This window comes from Tunturiibacter empetritectus (genome assembly GCF_013410875.1).
Taxonomy (GTDB): domain Bacteria; phylum Acidobacteriota; class Terriglobia; order Terriglobales; family Acidobacteriaceae; genus Edaphobacter; species Edaphobacter empetritectus.
The window spans coordinates 563,198-586,339 of the sequence record NZ_JACCCU010000001.1 but is presented as its reverse complement, the minus strand read 5'-3'; the positions used below and the strand labels follow the sequence as shown (position 1 = coordinate 586,339).

Here is a 23,142-nt window from a genome sequence, read left to right as displayed (position 1 = left end):
AATTTACCAACCAACACTGTTCTTGAGCAGAACGGCGAAATCATATCCTGCTTCAAACTCCGACAAGCTGATGCACTCGGACCGCATAGCGTCGGCGAGTTCTTTCGCCTTACCAAAAGCATGATTACCCGACTCAGTGTCGATAACCAGACCGGGACATTGAATCCTGGCCCCTGCCTGCAACGCGTCACGCCAGGCGTCATCGCTGCGATAAGGAACATTGGCCCTTCCATCGGTAACAAGCAATAACAGCGTCTCGGACGTCACCAGTTCATTCGCCAGTTCAAGCGCATGCGCAAGAGGAGTACGCCCGCCAGTCGGCAAATACTCCAACGCAGCAACCACCGTCGCAACGTCGCTTGTAGGAGCAACCAGAATCTCGGCAGTTTCTCCCCGAAATACGATCACGGCCACCTCGTCACGACGCCGCAGGGAACGTTCCATGAGCCCCCCCACCGCTCCCTTCACCACTCTCATCCGTTCCCGCGCTGCATGCGACCCGCTTGAATCCACAACAACCAAAAACCGCGTTCCCACTAACGGCTCACGCACCTTCTCATATAAATCCTCAAGACGCGGACTCGGTCGACCAGTTCGGGCAACGGCTTCCAGCACGGAAGAGCGAGAATCTAACTCCGCGGGGCTCTCGCTCTTTCTGCTTCTGACAACGGGACCCGGTGCAGTCCCTTTGCGCCCACCCATCGCTCCGCTTCTACCGCCATTCGCGGTCCAATGCAATTCGGGTGTTCTGACTGACAAAGAAGAAAAGCGCTGCTCGGTCATTTCATCGGTCTCTTCGCTCTCCCTGCTCTGCGCCGGTGTTTGGGGTAATGGTGAAGGAGAAGTCTGTGGAAGAGGTGGCTTCTGAGGGGAACGCGTTATCCGATGAGCCAAGGCGAGTGGCAGAACCGCCCCGATATGTTCCTCTGCAACCTCTTCACAACCCAGCAGCGCCGCCTGTGCGCAGCTCGCACGCGCTATGGCGAGATCCGCACGCAGAGATAGTACTCCATGTTCGCAAACGATCGTGCTGATGTGCTCCAACATAAGGGTAGAACATTGCACAGATCGAAGCATTACCCTCGCAGCTGCTATCCGCTGCTGAAGATATATCTGCTGCTCCATCCACCGGGCCGCAAAAAGTGAAGGGTCGGCGTCATACATCAAGCGCCGTTCAACGACCTCCCGTCTTTCAGTCGCCAATCCGCTGGCAGTAATATCCGCAACGAGGGCAAACCGATCGAGCAACTGTGGCCGCAGCGATCCCTCTTCCGGATTCATGCTTCCCATCAAAACGAATCGTGCTTCCTGCACTGCGCTAAAACCTTCCCGCTCGACTGTGCTCACGCCGGTCGCAGCTGCATCCAACAACGCGTCGGCAAGATGGTCAGGCAAAAGGTTGACCTCATCGACATAAAGAACGCCACCGTTTGCCTCTGCGACCAGGCCGGCCCGAAGCGCCGGTTCACCCTTCAACGTACTCCCTAAGTCCATCCCGCCTAAAAGGCGATCTTCCGTTATGCCTATGGGAAGATTGACGAAGCGGCCAGGCTTTGGGAGCAACTCGGCGAGCGCTCGCGCCGTCGTGGTCTTCCCCGCGCCTTTGTCTCCACGTAGGAGCACTCCCAGGCGCCAATCCACAGCAGCGAGAAGCAGCGCCATCTTCATCTGCTCCTGGCCGACAATCGCCGCGAACGGATAAGCCGGGCGAGTCATACTGTAATCCTGCTAGTCTCACCGCGTGCTTCTAACAAAGTTTCGCTGTCAAGCAGAACCTCACGTAGCGCATCGAGTGTCTCAGGTTTAGCGTCCTCCCAAAGCCCACGTTCCTTGGCTTCGAGCAAACGTTCGGCGATCGCATTCAACGCCCACGGATTTGACTGTTTCAGAAAGCTCTGCGTCTCACGATTAAGTGCATACTCTTGTGCCAGTCCTTCGTAGACAAAATCTGGAGCTATATGTGCCGTCGCATCAAAACCGAAGATATAGTCGACCGTCGCGGTTAGCTCCAGCCCACCTTTGTAACCGTGACGCTTGACGCTCTCGATCCACTTCGGATTGATGACACGCGAACGATAGACACGCAGAGCCTCTTCGCGCAGGTCACGTACACGTACGGCGTCCGGACGGGAGCTATCGCCGAAATAGGCCTTGGGTTGTACTCCTGTAAGCGCTCGGATGGTAGCCACCATGCCGCCGTGAAACTGAAAATAATCATCAGAGTCGAAGATGTCATGTTCTCTATTGTCCTGGTTATGTAACGCAACCTGAACACTCTTCAATCGCTCGGCAAAGATGTGTCGCGCATCCACGCCATTCGCCGACTTGCCATACGCGTAACCGCCCCATTCGAGAAACACCTGTGCGATATCCCCGTCAGTCTTCCAGTGATGTGTCTCCATCAGCGCTTGAATGCCAGCTCCATAAGTACCTGGTTTCGCTCCGAAGATTCTAAATCGCGCAGAAGCCTCCGCCTCTTCGGCTCCCTGATCACTATTTTTCTCAAGATCCCGCAGATAATGTTTCTTAGGAAAGTTCATCTCCAGCGGCTCATCCTGCTGAATGACCAGCGCGACCGCATCATCGATCATGTCAATAAGATGAGGAAACGCATCTCGAAAAAACCCGCTGATGCGAAGCGTGACATCCACGCGCGGCCTGCCGAGTTTTTCCAATGGAATCAAGATGATTCCTTCCGGGCGTCTGGATTGTTTATTCCACACCGGCTCCACACCGAGCAACGCCAGAACCTCGCTTACGTCGTCACCGTGCGTACGCATCTGCGAAGTACCCCACGCACTGAGCCCGACTGTCTCGGGGTACTGGTTTTCTTCAACACGATAACGCTCTATCGCCTCGCGTGCGAGTTGCTGACCTACGCGCCACGCAGCTTCAGAAGGCAGGGCACGTGGGTCGACTGCATAGAAATTTCTGCCAGTCGGAAGAATATGTGCCATCCCACGTGTCGGTGCCCCAGCTGGGCCCGCAGGGATATAACGGCCTTCCAAAGCATCAAGAACATGCTCCACCTCTTCACCTGCTCGCTCAAGATTTGGAACAATCTGCAGGCAGGCGAATGTGAGCGCACGCGAGACTTCGTCCGAAGCACATCCGACGACGGCGTGCTGCAACTCTTCGAGACGATCAACACGGAAGCCAAGCTCTTCAAGCTTCGTATAAAGATTTAGAGCCATTCGATCCAGCACATCAAGAACGTCAGCGTTTGCGTAACAAACACTGTCAGACAGAGTGATGGCAACATCTAGCTTCTTCCCGGGAGCGTCAAGAAGTTCCCGATAATCGAAATTTAGATTGCGGGCGATCGCATCGAGTAGGCTGGGCGATCCGACGTTCTCCAGTCGAGTCATCGATCGAAGCATCTCCGGAAGCGGTGGCATGTTGCCAAGAATGTGCAGACCATCGCGTATCTGCGCCATGCCGAGTTCGCACAGATACCCATCGATGTCCTCGATCAGATGGGCAACCTCACTTCCGCTCATCTCCGCCAGCGTGACCGGAACTCCTTCTGGCGTGAGTTCGTCATCCCAATCATGTTTGTGATCGCCATGGTCACGCGATAGTAGATTCTTTAGATCGAGATCCGCTTTCAGATTCGCATCCTGAATCAACTCCCAAATCTGTTGCTGAATGAAAGGCAGCTTCGACGGATCAAGCTTTTCCACCGCATAGTACTCATTCACCAATTGATTCAGTGCTGCGAGCGGTCCGTAGGTCTCTGCACTCGTCATGGGTGGCGTCAGATGATCCACAATGACCGCATGGCCTCTTCGCTTCGACTGACTTCCCTCTCCCGGATCATTAATGATGAACGGATAGATCAGCGGCATGTCTTCGAGAAGTAGATCGGGAAAGCACTCTTCTGACAGACCAACAGATTTTCCTGGCAGCCATTCGAGCGTTCCATGCTTTCCAACATGCACGATTGCATCGGCACCCCATCCACCATGCTCCACGGAAGTCCCCAGCCATTGGTAGAACGCCGTGTAATGATGAGTCGGCGGAAGATCAGGGGTGTGATAGATGGCATCAGGATTCAGGCCGTACCCCCGCGGCGGCTGGATCGCAATCAGTGCGTTCTCGAGATGCATTGCTGCAAACAAGTAATCGTCATTATCACTAAATGGTTCAAAGTTCATCGCGGCAATCTTGGTTGCAACTTCGCTCATCAGCTTCTTGTCAATCTTCGGCGAAGTCGACCGCAGCGTGTATCCGCGATCAGCGGGCTGCCCCCACATATCTTTCATCCGTTTCTCTGGGACATCAGGAAAGCGTTCGAAACGTCGCCGATACAGCGTGCGCGAATATCGATGAGCACGTTGCCCATCGAGGGGATGCGCGTCGTCATACGTTCCACGCGAAAGAAGATCGTGAATCAGATCATCGGCCGACTCCGGCAAATCTCCGACACTATACCGGCGTCCCTTCATGGCACGGAGCAGATTTAGTAAGCTCGCCGGCGAATCGAGACCAACTGCATTTCCCACCTGCGCAGCCTTCGTCGATGAATTTGTAAGCACAAACGCGACGCGCTTGTAAGGATTGGCCAAGGTCTGAAGTCTCGCAAGTCGGACAGCAATTCCGGCCACTCGATCGGCGCGCTCTTGGTGAGGCACATACAGATCCCCGGACTGAGCATTTCCCCGTTCCTTGAACGAGACCGGCACAGAGATGATGCGGCCATCGAACTCCGGCAGTGCTACATTGATCGCCGTGTCCAGTGCATTTAACCCGCGGCGCGAGATCTCCCAGTTTCCCCTTGGCATCCCGCTCGGGATCGCCTGAATAACGGGAACGCCCAACCGCTCCAGGATCGAAATATTCTTGCCGGCAAGCGTTACATCACCGGTGTTTATCTCGCCCAATGCGAAAGATAACGTAGTGACAATAATATTGACGCGTCGTTCCACTAGCCTGAGCGCCGCTGGGAAACCATCCTCCAAAGCCTTCATGCTCGAGGTAAAGATACAGAGTGCATTCAAGCCGTGAGACTCCAGGGCTTCAGCGAGAGTGTTAACGAATGCAGTATTTCCACTGAGAAGATGAGCGCGATAAAACAGAATCGCCGCGGTAGGCTTCGCGGGATCTGCGCGTTGCTGCCAGTCTTCATACTCCGCATGCTCCAGATCTTGCGTGTAAATTCCGTGCTCTGCGGGAGTCGTAGGTTTCTCATAGCCGTGCCCGGTCAGCAGAAGACGGTCGGACAAAAACTTCAGGCACTCCACAAGATTCGATGTGCCACCGCGCTCAAGATAGGCCGTCACCGACGCGACTACATCCGGATCGACGTTCCCGGCACTGAGAAACTCGGGATTCATCTCGCCGGTACCGCTCACCACCACGAGGTGTCGGTTCTGCATAATGCACTTAGAGCGAAGAAGAGGGAACCCTGCGACAGAGTTCAGTGGTCCATGCAAACGCAACACAATAATCTGAACGCGGACTAAGCTTCCCTCTAGCAGCGCCACCATCTGTTCCTCGCTGCGCAAGCCGTTTAGCGAATAAGGAAAAACATCCAAATCTGGGGGAAGTGCTGCGCGCGCGTTCTGAAGCGTCATCAGATCGGTATCTGCATGCGTCAGGAGTGCAATGCCATGCACCTCTGGTTGTACGCTCTCGGCAGCAACCGAGGCTGCAACCGCAGGTCGCACATCCCAGTCGTAAAAATTAAAGACGTACTCAAGCAACTCTTCGGGCGGCTGCAAAAAGCGATCTGCTTCCAACATCGCAGCGATGTACTCAAATATCTGCTTCACCTGCCAGGGGCTGTTGACAGAATGAAACCACACCGATCGCCCATCAAAGACCAGGCTCGCAACATTCGACAGCACACACGGTCCGAGGCATCCAGCCTTCGTCAGATGGACCGTATTGCGCATCTTCCGGCGAGTCCACTCCTCTTTATAGGTTTCGACCGGGACCTGCGCATAGCCGCGCTCTGTTCTTCCACAGCAGCATCCTGAAAAACAATAAGAGAGGTGTGCGCGTCGCAGCACTATATTGACCGGCCGCCCATCCGCCCGTACTACGCGTTGGCGATGCATGTCAGCCAAGACTTACCCCTCTTTCTGATGCCATGGCAGCAGGTTCGAGGTAGTAAGTCCAAATACGAATCTGTATGGAAATGACGATCATGCAACTTCCTGTTCTCCGCAGAAGTCTGCCGGTACTCTCGGGTAGGTCTCCTGGCTTGGAGGTTGCAGGAACTCTGCACGCCGCTTTACCTTCCCCAGCCATTGGCCGAGTGGTACTTCAAAGCAGCTTTCCTCACTTACAGTGGCGGAACCGCGCCGGCTCTTCACCGGACTTCCCTGTTATGCCCTGGTGGGCACCCGATATAGATCTCGTTATACCACAACGAAACCGCACAGATATCGCACTAGCGTCAGAGTCAAAGCGCGAACTCGCAAGCCGATACGTTGCCTAGACCAACGCATCGACAGTCATCACGCGTAGATCCGGAGAGACTAAAAGCTTCGCCTCGGTCCGCGCCTTAACCTCAGCGACATTCATGCCTTCTACGACTTCGGTCAACACCAGCCCTTCAGCGGTCACCCGAATCCAGCAAAGCTCCGTCACAATATCATGCACGACACTCTGTCCAGTCAGTGGTAGCGTGCACTCCTTCAAAATTCTCGAAGCTCCATCCTTCGTCTGATGTTCCATTGCAACAATCACTCGACGCGCCCCCGCCACCAGATCCATGGCGCCTCCCATGCCCTTCACCATCTTTCCCGGAATCGTCCAGTTAGCGAGATTGCCCTGCTCGTCCACCTGCATCGCCCCAAGGATGCTCATATCCATGTGGCCGCCGCGGATCATCGCAAACGACTCCTCACTCGCAAAAAACGAACACCCCGGCAGCTCCGTCACCGGCTGCTTCCCCGCGTTGATCAGGTCAGGGTCAGCATCCTCGTCGCTAGGAGGCCCACCAACCCCTAGCATTCCGTTCTCCGACTGAAACATCACATCGATGCCCGCAGGCACATATCCTGCAATCATCGTTGGCAGTCCAATGCCGAGATTTACATAAAACCCATCATGAAACTCTCGTGCAATCCGCCGGGCGATCCGCTCTTTCCCTGTCACAACCCACCTCCGGATTGAATAAACTTCGACTCAATTGGCTTTCGATAGGCCGCGCCCACCACAAGCCGGTTTACATAAATCCCCGGAGTGACAATGTGATCCGGATCAAGCTCACCCGGCTCAACGAGCACCTCGACCTCCGCAATCGTCATCTTCGCGGCAGTCGCCATCGCCGGATTGAAGTTCCTCGCTGTCTTGCGATAGACCAGATTCCCCAATCGGTCTCCCTTCCAGGCTTTGATCAGCGCAACATCGGCATGAAGCGCCTGCTCCAGCACATAAGTTCTGTCGCCAATCTTGCGCGTCTCTTTGCCCTCAGCCACAACCGTACCTAACCCTGTCGGCACATAGAACGCCGGGATACCTGCGCCACCTGCGCGAATCCGTTCCGCGAGCGTCCCTTGCGGAATCAAGGTTAGATCCAGCTCTCCCTTCAACACCAGGGTCTCCAACCTACGATTTTCACCCACGTAGCTGCCGATGTGCGAAGCAATCATGCCCGCCTCCAGCATCAACCCCATGCCAAAGCCGTCAACGCCCATGTTGTTGCTTATCGTATGCAGTCCGGTAATCCTGAGCTTCACCAAGGCGGCGATTAGATTCTCTGGGATCCCGCAAAGACCAAAGCCGCCAAGCATGATCGTTGAACCTGGCGCAACATCTGCCACAGCATCGTCTGCAGTCGGAACGACTTTATTCATCGGATAAAAACCTCGCGTGCGGCGGAAGAGCACACGCCGCGTTGGGGCGAATCGTTATTTCGCTTTCGTAGAAAAAGTAAAGGTCGTCGTGCTGTGAAGCACCTCGCCCGGCTTCAACTCCGTGGTCGGAAAGGAAGGATGGTTCGGCGAATCAGGAAAGTGCTGCGTCTCGAGACAGAGCGCCGTGTTCTTCGCATTGCTCTGCTGTGCGCTGCCATACGCCTCACCTTTCAGCGAATTGCCGGTGTAAAACTGAACTCCCGGCTCAGTGGTCGTCACGGTCAACACGCGTCCGCTCGCAGGATCGTACACTCGAGCCGCTGTCTTCACTTCCCCATTCTTGCCCCGCAGCACCCAGTTGTGATCATAGCCGCCGCCGATCTTCAACTGTTCGTTGTCCTCGTTGATCCGCGCGCCAATCACCGTAGACTTACGGAAATCAAAGGGCGTGCCCTCTACCGAAGCGAGCACCCCCGTAGGAATCAGACCCACATCCACCGGCGTGTACTGGTCTGCCGGAATCATCATCTGCTCGTCAAGAATCGTCTTCTTCGGATCCCCCGAAAGATTGAAGTACGAGTGATTGGTGAGATTCAATACCGTGTCTTTGTCAGTCGAAGAGCTATAGTCGATGCGCAATGCACCGTGATGAACCGTGTACCGCACGTGTACCGTCAACGTTCCTGGATACCCCTGATCGCCGTCCTTGCTCACCAGCGTCATCTCCACGCCATCCGCGATGGCTCGCCCCTTCCACACCAGGCGATCGAAACCAACCGTGCCACCATGCAGCGAGTTGGCGCCATTGTTCGTTGGGATCTGATACTGATGGCCATCCAGTGAAAACTTCCCCAACGCAATGCGATTCCCATACCGCCCCACGATAGCGCCAAAGTAAGTCGACTTATCCGCAACGTAACCATCCAACGCGCTGTAGCCCAGCACCACATCGGCCATCTTCCCGTCGCGATCCGGCGTCTTGATCGAAACCACGCGAGCCCCGAAGGTCATAACGGTTGCTTCGATCCCTTCGCTCTTCAGCGTGTAAAGATCCACCGCCGTACCATCCGGGGCCGTCCCAAAGGGAGTCTTCGTTACCGAGCCGTGTGCCGCCATCGCAGTTGTCATGCTAAGCAGCATAATCTTTAGCCATCTCATCGTCATTCTCCCTCATCACTTTTCCTGCCTGGCATCCAAAATATTGGTCGGTTTGCCGCAGAATATTCTTTGCATCAACTGCCTTCGCCACTATACGTGAAGCCCTGCTCACGCGCGAAACAGCGGTAAGATGGAGCTTCGAAGTTGATCGCGGGAGCGCGGTCGCGACCGGGCAAAATAGAATTCTCTTCGTCCTTCCGCTCGCTTCCCTGGACAGCATGAGTCCCGCGAGTAGAGACGCCGCAATCTCAACCTCTCTCGAAAGGGTCAATATGTCCGGTTTCAGCATTCGGCGAGCTCAGCTTTCAGATCAAGACGCAATAGCAAGGATGTGTTCGCAATTGTGGCCAGAGACATCGAAAGAAGAACACCGCAAGGAAGTCGGCGTCCTTCTGCGACCCGGTCTTTGCTTTGCGGAGCTCTGCCCTCGACATTTTTTGTTTCGCTTGATGAGCATGGAGCGCTCACCGGCTTTCTTCAGGCAGGTCTGCGGCCCCACGCCGACGGCTGCGACACCTCACAACCCGTTGGCTTTGTCGAGGGCTGGTTTGTTCATGAGCGCTTCCGAGGTCAGGGCATCGGCAAAGCTATGATGTGCGCTACTGAAGATTGGGCACGTCATCATGGGTGCAAGGAGGTCGCCTCGGATACTTGGATCGACCACGTAAGCTCACAGAAAGCTCATGAAGCACTCGGCTTCGAGATAGTCGATCGATGCATTCACTTCCGCAAAGCACTTTGAGTAAGACCTAGACCGCACCATGGTCAGCAACAAGAACCATCTCCCACGGCTGCAGGATCTTCACCGATGCCATTCCCGCCGCAGTAGCCGCCTGAATCCCCATCTTCGTGTCCTCAAAGACCAGGCAGTCTTCCGGCCTCACCCCCAACCGCTTCGCCGCAATGAGAAACGGCTCCGGGTCAGGTTTGCTTCGTTCATAATCCCCCGCGCAGACCAGCGTTTCAAATCTATCCAGCAGCCCCAGTATATCCAGCGAGGCCGTCACCGAGTCCCGCGTGCTCCCCGACACCACGGCAAACGGGATATGTCCGTGACTCAACTCGATATGCTCCAGCACCTCTGGGACAGCCTTTAGCTCTGGGAGAATCTTGAAGTACAGCGCTTCCTTGCGCCTCGCAATCTCCTCCACCGGCATCCTCAAACCGTCTCGCACATTCAACGTGGAGATGATCTCAGCTACCGGCATCCCACCCCACGCATAGAATGTCTGCTCTTCAAACTCGCAGTTCCACTCCGCCAGAACCCTCTTCCACGCCACGTAGTGCAGCGGCATCGAGTCAACGATCGTCCCATCACAATCGAACAAGTAAGCTTTGAAAGGCCCCTTCGGCAACTTCAACTGCGGCTCCGCAACTCCCATCAATCCGTCCTTCTCCCGTCTAATCTTCACCATGGCAACAAACGTGACGGCTGCTCTTCTAACTGCCCTTAAAGATCAGAGGCGACAGGCACGACCAGAAAGCTCTGATTGCGCCCGCCGCCAAACTGTCCACAATAACCAAGCTACTTCAGCTCATAACCGGCAAAAAAGTACCCAATCTCAAACGCCGCGGTATCTTCGGCATCCGAACCATGGATAGCGTTCTCTCCAATCGAGGCGGCAAACTTCTTGCGGATCGTTCCTTCCTCCGCCTGGGCCGGGTTGGTCGCGCCCATCAGCTTGCGGAGATCGGTAATGGCGTTATCCTTCTCGAGCACCATCGGGAAGATGGGGCCGCTGGACATGAACTCCGTCAGTTCGCCGAAGAATGGCCGCGCTGCGTGGACGTGGTAAAAGCCCTCGGCCTGTGCCTTCGAGATCGAAAGCCGTTTGATCGAAACGATCTTAAACCCCGCCTTTTCAATCTCGGCAAGGATAGCTGCGGAGTAGCCCTTACGAACGGCGTCCGGCTTGATGATGCTGAATGTGCGTTGTGACAACGTATTTCTCCTAGGTGAGTCTCTACTACTTAGTGTAGAACAAGGCCAGCAAATCGCACCTGTTCGACCTTGACTGCAACTTCTCCTGGAGCATGGATGCATGCGAATGTTCCAAAAGACAGCTTGGATATGGTTTTTGGGCTTTGCCGCGTGGCTTGCAGACGCGCTCCTCAGCCTGCGGCTGCATAACATTCTTCATGCGCGCGTCGCTCTTATGGTGGCCATTGTTTTCTTCACCGCTGGCCTCTTTTACCGTAGGCAGACCTGATAGCGGCCGCCTCTTATTGCTCCTACTAAACTTCCGTTTCACCATCAATCGACAATTGATGCATATATATCGTAGGTGCGTCCAGCCTGGGCAAGATTTGGCAACATAAGGTCCATCGCGCGGCGATAGAATTGTCAAACTATGGCCATTCGAGCTCGTAACAGCACAATGATGACGCCTGCGCAAATCCTTTCGGGCTGTCTGATTCTGCTCTCAGTCTCGTTACACGCGCAGGTCCTTCCTGCGGGCGAAGCGATTGTTCGCATTCAGCATCGTTACGCTTCCGCTCCTCCTCCAAATACCGTGGATACGGTTAAAGCGGGCGATCCGAATACCCCTGTTACCGGCATCGCAACCACCTTTCTGGACACAATGGATGTTCTACGTGAGGCTGTGCGCCATGGAGACAACCTAATAATCACCCATGAACCGACTTTTTATAATCACCTCGACGACACAAAGTTCTTTACCGACGATCCGGTCTACAAAGAGAAGCTGGCGTTTATCGAACAGCATCATTTAGTGGTCTTCCGGCTCCACGATGAGATCCACGCCGACACAACCGATCACATCCTGGCGGGGATGTATGAGGCGTTAGGATGGGAGAAATTTCCGCATCCGTCCGGTCCGCGCGGGCAATACTTTGTCACAATTCCTCAAACAACCCTGGCAGAGCTATCGACATTCCTGCAAACGAGGCTTCATATTCAAACTCTACGTGTCGAAGGAAACCCCAAACTTGCGATCACCCATGTTGCGTTTCTTCCTGGAGCCTCAGGACTCGAGAAGCAGGTCCTCGCTCTACGCCAACCCGAGGTTGAGGTTCTAATCGCAGGTGAAGCAAGCGAATGGGAGGCGGTTGAGTACGTCAGGGATGCCGCCGCACAGGGTAGACCGAAAAGTTTAATATTGCTGGGGCATCAGGTATCAGAAGAGCCAGGAATGGAGCAGTGCGCAAAGGAGCTACGGGAGCTATTTCCCGGCGTGAACGTTGACCACATCCTTGCGGGGCAGCCGCTGTGGAATCCTGAACATGGACCAGTCGCAAAGACTCCGTGACGAATCCAAATCCTGAATGAACTCGCCCCCAGATCTAGAGTGTGAGAGGTATGAGATGGCCTGATGCGGGGTAGGGTGGAGCGGCGGTGGACAGATCCACTAGCTCCTGGTCATGCGTTTCAGCGTATAGCTTGCCATCGCAATAAGAGATCCGTTTGCCAGGAACTGAAGGGACGCGGTCGCCAGGGATTACGACACCAACCAGATTTGCAGGGTCGGCGGCGGCGACAGAGATAATTGCACTAGACTCGCGGGTCCGGGAGGCGCGAAGGGATTCGACGGCCTCGGGGAGCGCGTATTGCTCGCCGCCAAAGCCAGACAGGAATCGGCCGCCGCGGATCTCACCGCGGGCTTCAAGTCGGCGAAGCATAGGGAGAAGATCGCGCCATCTGGGAGCGTTCGATTCACAGACGAGCAGGTCGCGAAACAGAATGCCGTAACGATTGAGAAGTTGGCGTGCAAAGGACTCCAGGGCAGCTTCGGTGCGGTGAGCCTGCTCGACCGCCGTCGGTGCGGCGTGAAGCTCCGCGTTGAGTAGCGACCATCTCCCAGCCGAACTGCGTGCCGTGCGCCTGGTTGCGGTCTCGGTTGTGATGGATCTACGACGAGGATCCATGCAGGCGCGAAGTTGGTCGAAGCCATCTGCGGCTGCGAGGCCCGCGGTGGCGAGTTCCCACAGAGCTTGCTGGCTTTGCTGCCGGGTGAGATTCGCGATGCGCTGAATATCGTTGGCGAAGCAGGCGCCACGCTGCTGAAGCAGCGTTCGAAGTTGCAGAGCCGCGGGGCTGAGCGCCGCCGCCAGCTTGCCCTCTTCTACGCACTGTAGAGCCAGTGCATAAGGAAGCCAGTCTGCCGTCTCACGAATGTAGAAGGTAACGGGTGCAGCAGAGGTGGGAATAACCCGCCGCGGGAAGGCTCCATCGCCAGCAGACCACGCTGGATGAGGTGAGATACGCCCCCAGCCTACCGCTCCAGAGAGGCACAGCGCATCGAGCCAGCGAGGATCATATTTGGCAACGCGTGAGGGGAGGAGGGTGCGCTCCCACTCGACAGCAGGAGCTTCAAAGCCCTCGAGTTGCCGAAGAGCTTCGAAGACGCCCTCTTCGCCGGAGAGCTGAGTTTGAGGAGCAAGGTGTTGCCAGTTGAGAAACCAGCGCATATAGACGGCGGGGGTGACAGCCTCAACCTGCTTACGAAGGGTGGCGACAGTGCGTCGGTGGATGCGCTGAAGAATGCGGCGTTCGCACCACTCAATATCGTGGTTTAAATCGGATCCAGTTGATAGCGCGGGATGCTCGAAGGCACCACGTATGAGGAGACCTTGCATTTCCATCGCAAGAAAAGCTGAAAAGATCTCCGCAGGCTGAAGCGATACGATGTGAGCAAGAGCGTTGGCGGTGATGGGTCCTGATATTTGTAACCATCCCTGAACTAGTTTTTTCAGGGCTTCTTCTTTTGTAACTGAACCGGTTTGATTAGACGCGGTTTGCCACAACGCATCGACATAAGACAGCCGTTCTGTAGCGACCCAGCCCAGACTTCCCCTGCAGTCGATCGCATGGACGCGGCCTACACCTGCAAGCCGATCGTAGAAGACCTGCCAGCCCTTGGTTTCAGATGTCCCTATCAAGTGCAATGGTAAGACTATGAGCGAATGCAAAAGATCGTGGAGTTCGTGTTCGTTGCGGAGATCCGGCCAAATCTCTTTGTGGATGTCTGCAATGGCGGCTGGGTCCAGCTTGCCGGGTTGGTCCGGGAGGTTTCGCCCAAGTGAAGTAGCGCGTGCGCGGCGCTCCTCTAAACCAGCTTCGTCCAGATAGGCGTACGGATTGGCGTTGAGAAGTTCATGCGCGAACTGGGATGGAGTTGGAGTATCAACGGCTAGGCAGCGGATAGCGCCTTCCTTGATTCCTCGAAGCAGCTCGATAAGCCCTTCAAGATCCATCGCCTCCTGGAGTACGTCTTGCATCACCTCGTTGACTAGGGGATGGTTAGGGATCTGAATATCTCCAACGATAGTCTCGAAGCAGGCGGCAGCCTGTGGGAAGACCGAGGCCATGAGATCTTCGGAACGAGTGCGCTGAATCTGAGGGGCTATTCGTTTGCCTTTGTAGAAGCGGAGAAGCTGCAGGCTGCGGCCGGCAGCCCATCGCCAGCGGTTTTTGAAGATGGGCGACGCGATGGAGGCTTGCTCTAGAAGCTCTCTAGCCGTGTATTCGGTGAGGAACTGGAAGACATCGGCGAGGGGAAAGCTGTGCTGCTCGGCAAGGGAGATGTTAATGCCATTGTCGGTAGCTGCAGCCTGAAGCTCGAAGTTAAAGCCACGGCAGAAACGTTTGCGCAGGGCTAGCCCCCAGGCCTTGTTGATGCGGCCACCGAAGGGAGCATGAAGGATGAGTTGCATGCCGCCGCCATCATCGAAGAAGCGCTCGGCGATGATAGTAGTTTTGGACGGAACGGCCCCAAGCGCAGCGCGACCGGCTACGATGTAAGCGATAAGTTGCCGGGCTCCGCTGGCGCAGACGCCGCACTCCTGCATAAGCCATGCGGTGGCTGCGGCGACCTCTGGCTGTAAGGGAGACAAATAGCCGGGGTCTACGCCAAAAGTGAGAGCAGAGATTTGCTCGCGAAGCTCACTTACTCCATCCGAGAGAACGGCGGTTCGCTGCGGAGCCTCGCCCTCCCAGAAGGGCAGGCTGGGAGGTGCGCCGTGGGCATCTTCGACGAGGACGCGTCCGGAAGCTTCGACGCGCTGGATACGCCAGCTTGAGGTGCCCAGGAGAATGACATCGCCCGGGCTGGAGTCGACGGCGAAGTGCTCATCCAGAGTCGCGATCTGGACGCCCTCCGGTTGGAGAATGACGCTGTAGAGAGCCGTGTCAGGGATGGCACCACCGTTTGATATGGCGATCATGCGAGCGCCACGGCGAGGATGGAGATGCTGCTGGACTCCGTCGCGAAGGAGATAGGCGCCATAGCGGCCGCGGGTAGACTCGATCCCCGCAGTGAGTAGGGTGAGGAGATCGTCGAAGGCGGGGCGGGTAAGATTGCGATACGGATAAGCGCGGCGGAGTACGTTGTAGAGGGCGTCTTCTTCCCATGGCTCGGCCCCGCAGGCAGCGACGATCTGCTGCATAAGCACGTCAGCGGGTTGTGGCGGAATTTGTAACTGATCCAGTTCGCCGGCACGCATCTTCCTGGTCAGGGCGGCTTGCTCGAGGAGATCATCGCGCGTGGTCGCGAAGAACCTCCCCTTCGGAGTTGCTCCACGCCAGTGGCCTGCACGTCCCACACGCTGCATGGCAACCGCCACCGACCGAGTCGTACTGATCTGGCAGACGAGGTCGATGTCACCGATATCGATACCCAGCTCCAGAGACGCGGTGGCTATCAGAATCTTGATTTCGCCATTCTTGAGACGCTGCTCGGCGTCGAGCCGGAGGGTCCTGGAGAGCGAGCCGTGATGTGCCGCTACATGCTCGGGACCAAGACGGCTTGCGAGTTCAAAGGCTATCTTCTCAACAAGGCGCCGGGTATTGACGAAGACGAGCGTTGATCGATGGTTTTGAGCATAAGCCGCAAGCTTCTCGAAGATCTCTTCCCACATGCCGCTGTTGGTAACGGAACTAAGCTCGTCACTTGGAACTTCAATCGCGATGTCGAGTTCGCGGCGCCGACCTACCTGTACGATGGTGGCGGGTTTGCGATCTTCATGGCTGCCAGTAAGAAAGCTGGCCACCAACTCAATTGGATTCTGTGTCGCCGAGAGGCCGATTCTTTGGGGTGCCATAGCGAGACCGGTGAGGAACTGACCGTGACTGAGATGGTTTTCGCCTGTGACAAGAGCGTCGAGACGTTCGAGCGAAAGAGCCAGATGGGCACCGCGTTTGTCGTCGGCTACAGCGTGGATTTCGTCTACGATGACGGTTTGAACACGGCGGAGGTGTTCCCTGCTCTTGCCGGCGGTAAGAAGGATATAGAGGGATTCGGGAGTAGTAACGAGAATGTGAGGCGGGTTGCGGAGCATGGCCGCGCGTTCTTTTGGAAGCGTGTCGCCTGTCCGGACGCCGGTGCGGATCTCTGGACAAAGATACCCGCGCTGCATAGCCAGCTGCTGGATCTCGGACAGGGGGGCAGCGAGATTTTTCTGGACGTCGTTGGAGAGGGCCTTGAGAGGGCTGACGTAGAGAACCTGCGTGCAGGGCGCCAGTCGACCTGAGATCGATTGCCGTAGAAGCTGATCGATGCATACTAAGAATGCTGCGAGGGTCTTTCCTGAGCCGGTTGGCGCGGAGATGAGGGTTGCATTACCGTCGAGAATACCAGGCCAACCGTAAGTCTGCGGCTCGGTAGGACTGCCGAATTTAGAGAGAAACCACTCTGCCGTGACGGGGTGTGCCCATGAGAGTGATTGCGGAAGTTCCAGCGACATTCGCTGATTGTAGCGCGGTTTTATTCGTTCTTTCTTCGCCGCTTTGTTATCTACATGTTGCCTGTGCCAACGTCGGAAGCGGCAGCCACAATGCTCGATTCGTCGAGATACTGCTCGATTACTTTTTCAAGAGTACCCTGGGCCGAGAGGATGAAGTCAATGGCATCCCGGCCGCCACCGAAGCCGCCGGCATTCTCGGTAACGTAGTGGGCCACAGATTTTACCTGCTGGCGGGCATTGGCCGTGGCTATTGCAAGGCCGCACTGACGCATGACCGAAAGATCGACAATATCGTCCCCAACATAGGCAAGCTGGTCGAGCGTGTAGCCGGTCTTCTCGAGGATTTCATTGATCGCGTTCATCTTGTGAGATTGGCCCTGATAGATGAACTCTAGCTTCAGATCCTTGGCCCGGATGGCTACCGTCTGGGACTGGCGCTTGGTAATGATTCCGATGCGGAGGCCGCCGAGACGCCCCAGAGAGATTCCAAGACCATCGTGTGCGGAAAAGCCTTTTGCCTCGATTCCGTGGCCGTCTGAGTTCGGAATGACGAAGATCTGTCCGTCGGTTAATACTCCATCCACATCGAAGATAAGCACTTTGATCTTTCTGGCTCGGGCGTCAGTGGTCATGGCTTGATCATAGCCTGATCGCCCCCATGAGCAGAAACTGCGGGTGTCCTACAATCGTTCCCTAAGACGCTGCGGAATAGATCAGCTTCCGGCTTATCTCATGTTGTAAGGAAATTCGAATACGAGACCAGCTATGGGTAGGACAATATTTACGAGTTGCTCGTGTTTAGCGCGTTCGAAGTAGACGCGGCCACGAGCCACTTCGTTCGGAGAAAGAGACATTGCTTCGAGAGGTTGTTCGCTTGCCAATTGCTCTGCCGTTTTAGTTTTTCCTTCCGCGTAGGATTGGTCGGCGGCAGGGGCCACCCCGGTTAAGGTAGTGGTTTGTCGGGGGAGCAGGGAGGAGCCAAGCTGGGGGGTGGGGGATGTTGGAGGCTGTGGGGCCGGAGCTGCGGCAGGGAGGTCCTTCAGGTCACTGGGTGAAACATAGAGGAGGATCTTGGGCTTGGGAGTGACAACCTCTACTCGAAAGTCCTCCGGGGTCACATTCTGGGGAAGAACGGTGTTGTTGGCTATGCTGACATCGGCACGGGTGTAGGGTCCCTCCCGCGAGACCGAGACCATGACGGTGAAGCGCGGGGAATTAATAACCTTATAGTTGCGGCCGTAGAGCTTCTTGCCGAAGCAGTTTGCATCGGGCTGGCAGGTGATTACGTTATCGGGAAGGATCGTTTTGGGGACGCTGGCGGCGAAGATAACGGTGGGGGAGGTAAGGGCGAGGAGGAGGGAGATTTGCTGCATTCGAGTCATGGGGAGACCTCCTGCTGGTTCGCAGTGCAGGTAACTTAGCAGTTACCAATGAGGTGCTGAATCACTCGATAGTTGTATAGCGTGGTGCTGTGACGTGGCAGATGTGGAGTGGGGATTGCGAAGGGCTGCAATGGACGCCGGACGTCCATTGCAGCCCTTGTATACCTCTTGTTGGCGCGGAACTGCTCAGCCTGGCTCTGCAGCTCTCCGCGGATATGAGTGGGGTTAGGCGGGCTGGATGTTTGCAGCCTGCTTGCCCTTGGGGCCAGTAGTGATGTCAAACGTTACGCGTTGACCTTCCTGGAGAGACTTGAAGCCACTGGAGTTGATTGCAGAGTAATGCGCGAAGAGATCCTCTCCACCGTCTTCCGGGGTGATGAAGCCAAAACCTTTTGCGTCGTTGAACCACTTAACTGTTCCGTTTGCCATGATGCGTCCTACTTTCATAAGGCGATATTTCGCCATTGCTTATAAGCGTAGCAGGATGTGAGCGAATTTCAATCAATATCGTTATATGTTTTCTTCGAAACGCGGCTTCATTTTCAACCTGAATGGCCACGGAGGGGCGTTTTTTTGAACTTTCGTGTCCGCTGAGACCCCCTCCCCTCCCCTTGGGGGGTAATTTTGTAAGCAAGTCCAATGAATAGAACGGCTTAGCGGGCCATAGTGTCGCTAAAATATTGTATCCAAGAGACTTACGCACAAAATACTTGTTTTGTTCAGGTTACGAGTCGTTCTAAGCTTTGGAGCCTATTGTTTAAGTCCGGGATGACTCTCGCCGCTTTGCGTCGAAGATTTTCCCCGGGCGAACTGGTGCGTGCATCGATGTGGTTGATTGTGGTGTGTTCGTGGTGCGTTCGTAGTTCCTTGTGGACAGGTTAAAGACGAAAGGCTGCTGCAGCTTTCGCTGCGGCAGCCGCGGGTTTTGATCTCTACTTCAATTATAGCGAATTGGGTATAACTTATACGCCAAATTTGGTGAAGATCTTTTCGATTATTTTTCGGCAGGAAAGTTTGGCCTGCCGGTCTTAGTAGTTTTTGGGTTTCAGCGGCTAGGATAGGCATTGCCCTTATGACGACTTCAAAATCGAGTTCCGTTCTTCTTTTGGCCAAGAGCGCTGTTACCGGTGCGCTTGGCGGACTGCTGTTTGGCTTCGACACGGCTGTGATCGCTGGAATTACCCATGCGCTGACGGACAAGTATCAACTGTCTGCCGCGAATCTTGGCTTTACGGTGTCGATTGCGTTGTGGGGGACAGTGATTGGTGCGATGGGCAGTGGCGCCCTGGGCCAGAAGATCGGCAGCCGCAAGGCACTGCGGTGGATGGCGGTGTTGTACGTGATCTCTGCGCTGGGGTGCGCCCTGGCGGGAAACTGGAGCACCTTTCTGTTCTTCCGGTTTCTGGGTGGATTGGGGATTGGCGGCTCGTCGGTGCTGGGGCCGGTTTATATCGCGGAGCTTTCGCCGGCGAAGTGGCGTGGCCGCATGGTGGGGCTGTTTCAGATCAACGTGGTGGTGGGAATTCTGCTGGCGTACCTGTCGAACGCGATTGTGGCGCATTTTGCGCTGGGCGCGATTCAGTGGAGGGTGCAGATTGGAGTGGCGTTTGTTCCTGCGCTGCTGTTCCTGATTATGCTGCTGAGCGTGCCGCAGAGCTCGCGCTGGTTGATTACGCAGAACCGGATCGCCGAGGCGACGTTGACGCTGACGCGGATGGGATCGCCTGACTCCGAGGCTGAGGTGCAGGAGATTATCGAGTCGATTCGGCAGGAGAGGCTGGAGTCGGCGACGAAGCTGTTCTCTGCGCAGAACCGACTGCCGATCTTTCTGGCGATCTCGATTGGGATCTTCAATCAACTGACGGGCATCAACGCGATTCTTTACTACCTGAACGATATCTTTGCCAGTGCTGGGTTCAACCAGGTGTCGAGCGATCTGCAGGCGGTGGCGATTGGCGCGATGAACCTGGTGGCGACGCTGGCTGGGGTCTCGCTGATCGATAAGGTGGGACGTAAGAAACTGCTGCTGGTGGGAGCGGTGGGCTGCGGGGTATGCCTGCTGGCGGCGGCGATGATCTTCCAGACGCAGTCGCATCAGCAGTACCTGCTGGTGGTGCTGATTGCCTATATTGTCTTCTTCGCGTTCTCGCAGGGCGCGGTGATCTGGGTTTATATCAGCGAGGTGTTTCCTACGAGTGTCCGGTCGAAGGGACAGAGTCTGGGCTCGTCGGCGCACTGGATTACGAATGCTTTGATTGCGGGTGTGTTTCCGATTCTGGCGCGGTACTCGAAGTCGATTCCGTTCTTTTTCTTTGCGGCGATGATGGTGGTGCAGTTCCTGGTGGTGTTGTTTGTTTATCCGGAGACGAAGGGGTTTACGCTGGAGTCGATGCAAAAGCATCTACATGAGAAGGTGAAGCCTGCGGCTTGAGTTTGCGAATGCAAACGCAGATCCCCTTCGGGGATGACAACGAGAAGGCAACAGCAACGACAACAGTAAATACGGGGATCCTTCACTGCGTTCAGGATGACGGCTTCGTGGGACGTGGGATTTTGCTGAGTACAAGGAGATTGCACGATGCGGTTAGGGTTGTTTACGCCGATATTCAATGGGTTGACGCTGGATGCGTTGCTGGTGGAGTTGAAGAAGTATCCGCAGATTGAAGCGCTGGAGATTGGGACGGGCGGGTGGCCGGGGAGTAGCCATCTCGATCTGGATGCTTTGCTTGCGAGTAAAGAGGAGGCGCGTGCGTATCAGTCGAAGTTGGAGGATGCGGGGCTGACGATCAGTGCGCTGTCGTGCCATGGGAATCCGGTTCATCCTCAAAAAGAGATTGCACGACGTGACGACGAACTGCTGCGAAAGACGGTGAGGCTGGCAGAGCAGATTCATGTGCCTGTGGTGGTTACATTTTCTGGATGCCCGGGTGGGGCGGCGGCGGATGTGACGCCAAACTGGATCACGGCGGCTTGGCCGCCTGAGTTTTCAGATGCGCTGGCCTGGCAGTGGGAGGAGCGGTTGATTCCCTACTGGACGGATGCGGCACAGTTTGCGAAGGATGCTGGAGTGAAGGTGGCGCTGGAGGCTCATCCGGGATTTTGTGTGTATAACCCGGAGACTGTGCTGAAGCTGCGGGCGGCTGTGGGTGATTCTGTTGGGATCAATTTAGATCCTAGCCATCTGTGGTGGCAGGGGATCGATATTCCTGCGGCGATTGCTACGCTGGGGGAGGCGATCTTTCACTTTCATGCGAAGGATGTGGCGATCAACGCTGCGATGCGCGATGTGAATGGCGTGCTGGATACGAAGAGCTATCGTGAGATGGCGAAGAGGTCGTGGTTGTTTCGTTCGGTGGGGTGGGGGCATGGGGAGTTGGAGTGGAAGCGGATTGCTTCTGCGCTGCGGCTGGTGGGGTATGACTATGTGATAAGTATTGAGCATGAGGATGCTCTGGCTTCAACGCAAGAGGGGCTGACTTCGGCGATTGGGATGCTTTCGCGGGTGTTGCTGAAGGAGCCTCCGGTTGAGGCTTGGTGGGCTTAAAAGATAGTGTCCTGCCGGACAGGCGCCCTGCGCGGGCAGCGGGCGTTCACACGTCTTTTTAAGGCTTCGCGTGGTCCTCCCGTTGGTCGGAATCATCTTCCTTCGCGAAGCGGTATGCAAGTCACGAAGTGACCGCGCCACGCGTAGTGGGCCCGTCCGGCAGGACATTTCTTTTACGCGAAGGCTATCTGCCTGATGGACTACAAACGCAGATTCCCTTCGGGAATGACAACAAAAAACGAAAGCGACTCTTACTGCGGCGTTGCTCTAAAGAGGGGATTCGATTGGTATTGCTCCGGCGCTCTCTCTTGCCGTAACTGTTGCGCTTTCCTTGTCAGTGAACGTGACCAGGAAGAGGACGAGGACTGCGGCTGATGCGCCGGCTGCTACGAGCCAGATCGATTGCCACGAGTGTATGGGTGCGCCCGTTGTCGATGCGGTGGTGTAGCGTTCTACGACAGCTCCTGAGAGCCAGGAGCCTACGAACATGCCTGCTCCATAGGTGATGAAGGTGATGAGGCCCTGCGCTGCTGCACGGAGCGCTGCGGAGGCTTTGCGGTCGATGTAGATCTGGCCGGTGACGAAGAAGAAGTCGTAGCAGATGCCGTGGAGGAGGATGCCTAGCCAGAACATCCAGACTTTGCTGTCGGCGTTGCCGTAGGCGAAGAGGAGATAGCGGAGCACCCAGGCGGACATGCCCGCTACGAGCATGTATTTGACGCCGAGGCGACGGAAGAACCAGGGGATGAGGAGCATGCAGAAGAGCTCGGACATCTGACCGCCGGTCATCTTGCCTGCGGCGTTGTGGACGCCTGATTCGTTGAGAAAGAGGTTGGTGAAGGCGTAGTAGAACTGCAGCGGAATGCAGATGAGGAAGGAGGCGATGGCGAAGACGGCCATGGAGCGTTCGCGGAGGAGAGCGATGGCTTCGCGGGGGAAGATGCTGGAGAGGGTGAAGCGGCCTTCGCGGGCGAGGGGTGGGGTGTCGGGTAGGGTGAGGCAGTAGAGTGCCATCAGGATGGAGAGGGCGGCGGCTAGTTGGAGGGGGCGTGCGGTGGCTTCGAGGCGGAGGGTTCCTACGAGGAGGCCGGCGGCGATCCAACCGGCGGTGCCGAGGACGCGGATGGGGCCGAACTCCAACTTGGGGTCGGACATCTGGCGGAAGGCGAGCGAGTTGGTGAGGGCGAGGGTGGGCATGAAGCAGAGGCAGTAGAGCAGGAGGAGCGGGTAGATGGCGCTGAAGGCGATTTGTTGCGAGGCGAGGAAGAGGAGGATGCCGCCGAGGAGATGGAGTGCGGCGAGGACGCGTTGGGTGGCGAAGAGCTTGTCGGCGATGAGGCCGACGAAGAAGGGGGCGATCATGGCTCCGACGGCGGTGGTGCCGGCGGCGAGGCCGATCTGCTGGCCGGTGAAGTGGAGCCCGGAGGCGAGCCAGGTGCCGACGGTGACGTACCAGGCTCCCCAGATGAAGTACTCGAGGAACATCATGGCGCCGAGTCGTACACGGATCTGCATGTTCACGTTGGTGGATTTCCCTTCTGTTGCGTGG

The 23,142-nt window shown here is 56.2% G+C and carries 16 protein-coding genes and 1 riboswitch; of the genes, 4 read left to right on the top strand and 12 right to left on the bottom strand.

Annotation, left to right across the window (positions count from 1 at the left end):
* Nucleotides 1-3 precede the first annotated feature (3 nt).
* The 5 genes from HDF08_RS02390 to HDF08_RS02370 form a co-directional block, all read right to left on the bottom strand.
* Nucleotides 4-1,716 (bottom strand): AAA family ATPase, encoded by a 1,713-nt coding sequence (locus HDF08_RS02390; RefSeq protein WP_179636901.1) that lies wholly within the window; start codon nt 1,714-1,716, stop codon nt 4-6.
* Nucleotides 1,713-5,897 (bottom strand): cobaltochelatase subunit CobN, encoded by a 4,185-nt coding sequence (locus HDF08_RS02385; protein ID WP_257030844.1) that lies wholly within the window; start codon nt 5,895-5,897, stop codon nt 1,713-1,715. Before HDF08_RS02385 ends, HDF08_RS02390 begins: the two co-directional genes overlap by 4 nt.
* A 279-nt stretch (nt 5,898-6,176) precedes the next feature.
* A riboswitch (cobalamin riboswitch) is annotated at nt 6,177-6,369 on the bottom strand.
* Between the two features lie 72 nt (nt 6,370-6,441).
* A complete protein-coding gene (locus tag HDF08_RS02380) occupies nt 6,442-7,107 on the bottom strand; it encodes a 3-oxoacid CoA-transferase subunit B (protein WP_179636899.1) in 666 nt (221 codons plus the stop codon).
* Nucleotides 7,104-7,808 (bottom strand): CoA transferase subunit A, encoded by a 705-nt coding sequence (locus tag HDF08_RS02375; RefSeq protein WP_179636897.1) that lies wholly within the window; start codon nt 7,806-7,808, stop codon nt 7,104-7,106. Before HDF08_RS02375 ends, HDF08_RS02380 begins: the two co-directional genes overlap by 4 nt.
* Nucleotides 7,809-7,862: 54 nt before the next feature.
* Nucleotides 7,863-8,966, bottom strand: coding sequence for an aldose epimerase family protein (locus HDF08_RS02370; RefSeq protein WP_257030843.1), 1,104 nt, complete (start codon nt 8,964-8,966; stop codon nt 7,863-7,865).
* Between the two features lie 331 nt (nt 8,967-9,297).
* Here HDF08_RS02370 and HDF08_RS22065 point away from each other — a divergent pair, with 331 nt between their 5' ends.
* Nucleotides 9,298-9,708 (top strand): GNAT family N-acetyltransferase, encoded by a 411-nt coding sequence (locus HDF08_RS22065; RefSeq protein ID WP_353068240.1) that lies wholly within the window; start codon nt 9,298-9,300, stop codon nt 9,706-9,708.
* A gap of 7 nt (nt 9,709-9,715) precedes the next feature.
* Here HDF08_RS22065 and HDF08_RS02360 read toward each other — a convergent pair whose 3' ends face one another.
* Both HDF08_RS02360 and ndk read right to left on the bottom strand, forming a co-directional pair.
* Complete coding sequence (locus tag HDF08_RS02360) at nt 9,716-10,381, bottom strand: HAD family hydrolase (protein ID WP_257030842.1); 666 nt, start codon at nt 10,379-10,381, stop codon at nt 9,716-9,718.
* Nucleotides 10,382-10,491: 110 nt separating this feature from the next.
* Complete coding sequence (gene ndk / locus HDF08_RS02355; protein WP_179636893.1) at nt 10,492-10,908, bottom strand: nucleoside-diphosphate kinase; 417 nt, start codon at nt 10,906-10,908, stop codon at nt 10,492-10,494.
* A 409-nt stretch (nt 10,909-11,317) separates the two neighbouring features.
* On the opposite strand from ndk, the gene HDF08_RS02350 reads away from it, so the two are divergent.
* Nucleotides 11,318-12,235, top strand: a complete 918-nt coding sequence (locus tag HDF08_RS02350) for a Nif3-like dinuclear metal center hexameric protein (protein WP_179636891.1) — start codon at nt 11,318-11,320, stop codon at nt 12,233-12,235.
* A 34-nt stretch (nt 12,236-12,269) separates the two neighbouring features.
* Here HDF08_RS02350 and HDF08_RS02345 read toward each other — a convergent pair whose 3' ends face one another.
* The 4 genes from HDF08_RS02345 to HDF08_RS02330 all read right to left on the bottom strand — a co-directional run bounded on the left by HDF08_RS02345 (nt 12,270) and on the right by HDF08_RS02330 (nt 18,478).
* Nucleotides 12,270-16,667 carry a DEAD/DEAH box helicase gene (locus HDF08_RS02345; RefSeq protein ID WP_179636889.1) on the bottom strand — a complete coding sequence of 1,466 codons (4,398 nt, stop codon included), beginning with the start codon at nt 16,665-16,667 and terminating at the stop codon, nt 12,270-12,272.
* A gap of 50 nt (nt 16,668-16,717) precedes the next feature.
* Nucleotides 16,718-17,299 (bottom strand): KdsC family phosphatase, encoded by a 582-nt coding sequence (locus HDF08_RS02340; RefSeq protein ID WP_179636887.1) that lies wholly within the window; start codon nt 17,297-17,299, stop codon nt 16,718-16,720.
* A gap of 93 nt (nt 17,300-17,392) precedes the next feature.
* The gene (locus HDF08_RS02335; RefSeq protein WP_179636885.1) at nt 17,393-18,049 is read right to left on the bottom strand and encodes a hypothetical protein; all 657 of its coding nucleotides are present in this window, start codon (nt 18,047-18,049) and stop codon (nt 17,393-17,395) included.
* A gap of 225 nt (nt 18,050-18,274) precedes the next feature.
* Nucleotides 18,275-18,478 (bottom strand): cold-shock protein, encoded by a 204-nt coding sequence (locus tag HDF08_RS02330; protein ID WP_020712649.1) that lies wholly within the window; start codon nt 18,476-18,478, stop codon nt 18,275-18,277.
* Nucleotides 18,479-19,121: 643 nt separating this feature from the next.
* On the opposite strand from HDF08_RS02330, the gene HDF08_RS02325 reads away from it, so the two are divergent.
* Together HDF08_RS02325 and HDF08_RS02320 are read left to right on the top strand one after the other, a co-directional pair.
* A complete protein-coding gene (locus HDF08_RS02325) occupies nt 19,122-20,480 on the top strand; it encodes a sugar porter family MFS transporter (RefSeq protein WP_179636883.1) in 1,359 nt (452 codons plus the stop codon).
* Nucleotides 20,481-20,627: 147 nt separating this feature from the next.
* Nucleotides 20,628-21,593, top strand: coding sequence for a sugar phosphate isomerase/epimerase family protein (locus HDF08_RS02320; RefSeq protein WP_179636881.1), 966 nt, complete (start codon nt 20,628-20,630; stop codon nt 21,591-21,593).
* A gap of 267 nt (nt 21,594-21,860) precedes the next feature.
* Here HDF08_RS02320 and HDF08_RS02315 read toward each other — a convergent pair whose 3' ends face one another.
* The gene (locus HDF08_RS02315; RefSeq protein ID WP_179638738.1) at nt 21,861-23,108 is read right to left on the bottom strand and encodes a nucleoside permease; all 1,248 of its coding nucleotides are present in this window, start codon (nt 23,106-23,108) and stop codon (nt 21,861-21,863) included.
* Nucleotides 23,109-23,142 lie beyond the last annotated feature (34 nt).

What these genes read in the sequence shown, in the direction of transcription:
- HDF08_RS02325 (WP_179636883.1), top strand. Translation starts at nt 19,122, where the DNA reads ATGACGACTTCAAAATCGAGTTCCGTTCTTCTTTTGGCCAAGAGCGCT.
- HDF08_RS02385 (WP_257030844.1), bottom strand. Translation starts at nt 5,897, where the DNA reads ATGCGCAATACGGTCCATCTGACGAAGGCTGGATGCCTCGGACCGTGT.
- HDF08_RS02360 (WP_257030842.1), bottom strand. Translation starts at nt 10,381, where the DNA reads ATGGTGAAGATTAGACGGGAGAAGGACGGATTGATGGGAGTTGCGGAG.
- HDF08_RS02330 (WP_020712649.1), bottom strand. Translation starts at nt 18,478, where the DNA reads ATGGCAAACGGAACAGTTAAGTGGTTCAACGACGCAAAAGGTTTTGGC.
- HDF08_RS02345 (WP_179636889.1), bottom strand. Translation starts at nt 16,667, where the DNA reads ATGTCGCTGGAACTTCCGCAATCACTCTCATGGGCACACCCCGTCACG.
- HDF08_RS02315 (WP_179638738.1), bottom strand. Translation starts at nt 23,108, where the DNA reads ATGCAGATCCGTGTACGACTCGGCGCCATGATGTTCCTCGAGTACTTC.
- HDF08_RS02335 (WP_179636885.1), bottom strand. Translation starts at nt 18,049, where the DNA reads ATGACTCGAATGCAGCAAATCTCCCTCCTCCTCGCCCTTACCTCCCCC.
- HDF08_RS02390 (WP_179636901.1), bottom strand. Translation starts at nt 1,716, where the DNA reads ATGACTCGCCCGGCTTATCCGTTCGCGGCGATTGTCGGCCAGGAGCAG.
- HDF08_RS02320 (WP_179636881.1), top strand. Translation starts at nt 20,628, where the DNA reads ATGCGGTTAGGGTTGTTTACGCCGATATTCAATGGGTTGACGCTGGAT.
- HDF08_RS02375 (WP_179636897.1), bottom strand. Translation starts at nt 7,808, where the DNA reads ATGAATAAAGTCGTTCCGACTGCAGACGATGCTGTGGCAGATGTTGCG.
- HDF08_RS02350 (WP_179636891.1), top strand. Translation starts at nt 11,318, where the DNA reads ATGGCCATTCGAGCTCGTAACAGCACAATGATGACGCCTGCGCAAATC.
- HDF08_RS02370 (WP_257030843.1), bottom strand. Translation starts at nt 8,966, where the DNA reads ATGAGATGGCTAAAGATTATGCTGCTTAGCATGACAACTGCGATGGCG.
- HDF08_RS02340 (WP_179636887.1), bottom strand. Translation starts at nt 17,299, where the DNA reads ATGACCACTGACGCCCGAGCCAGAAAGATCAAAGTGCTTATCTTCGAT.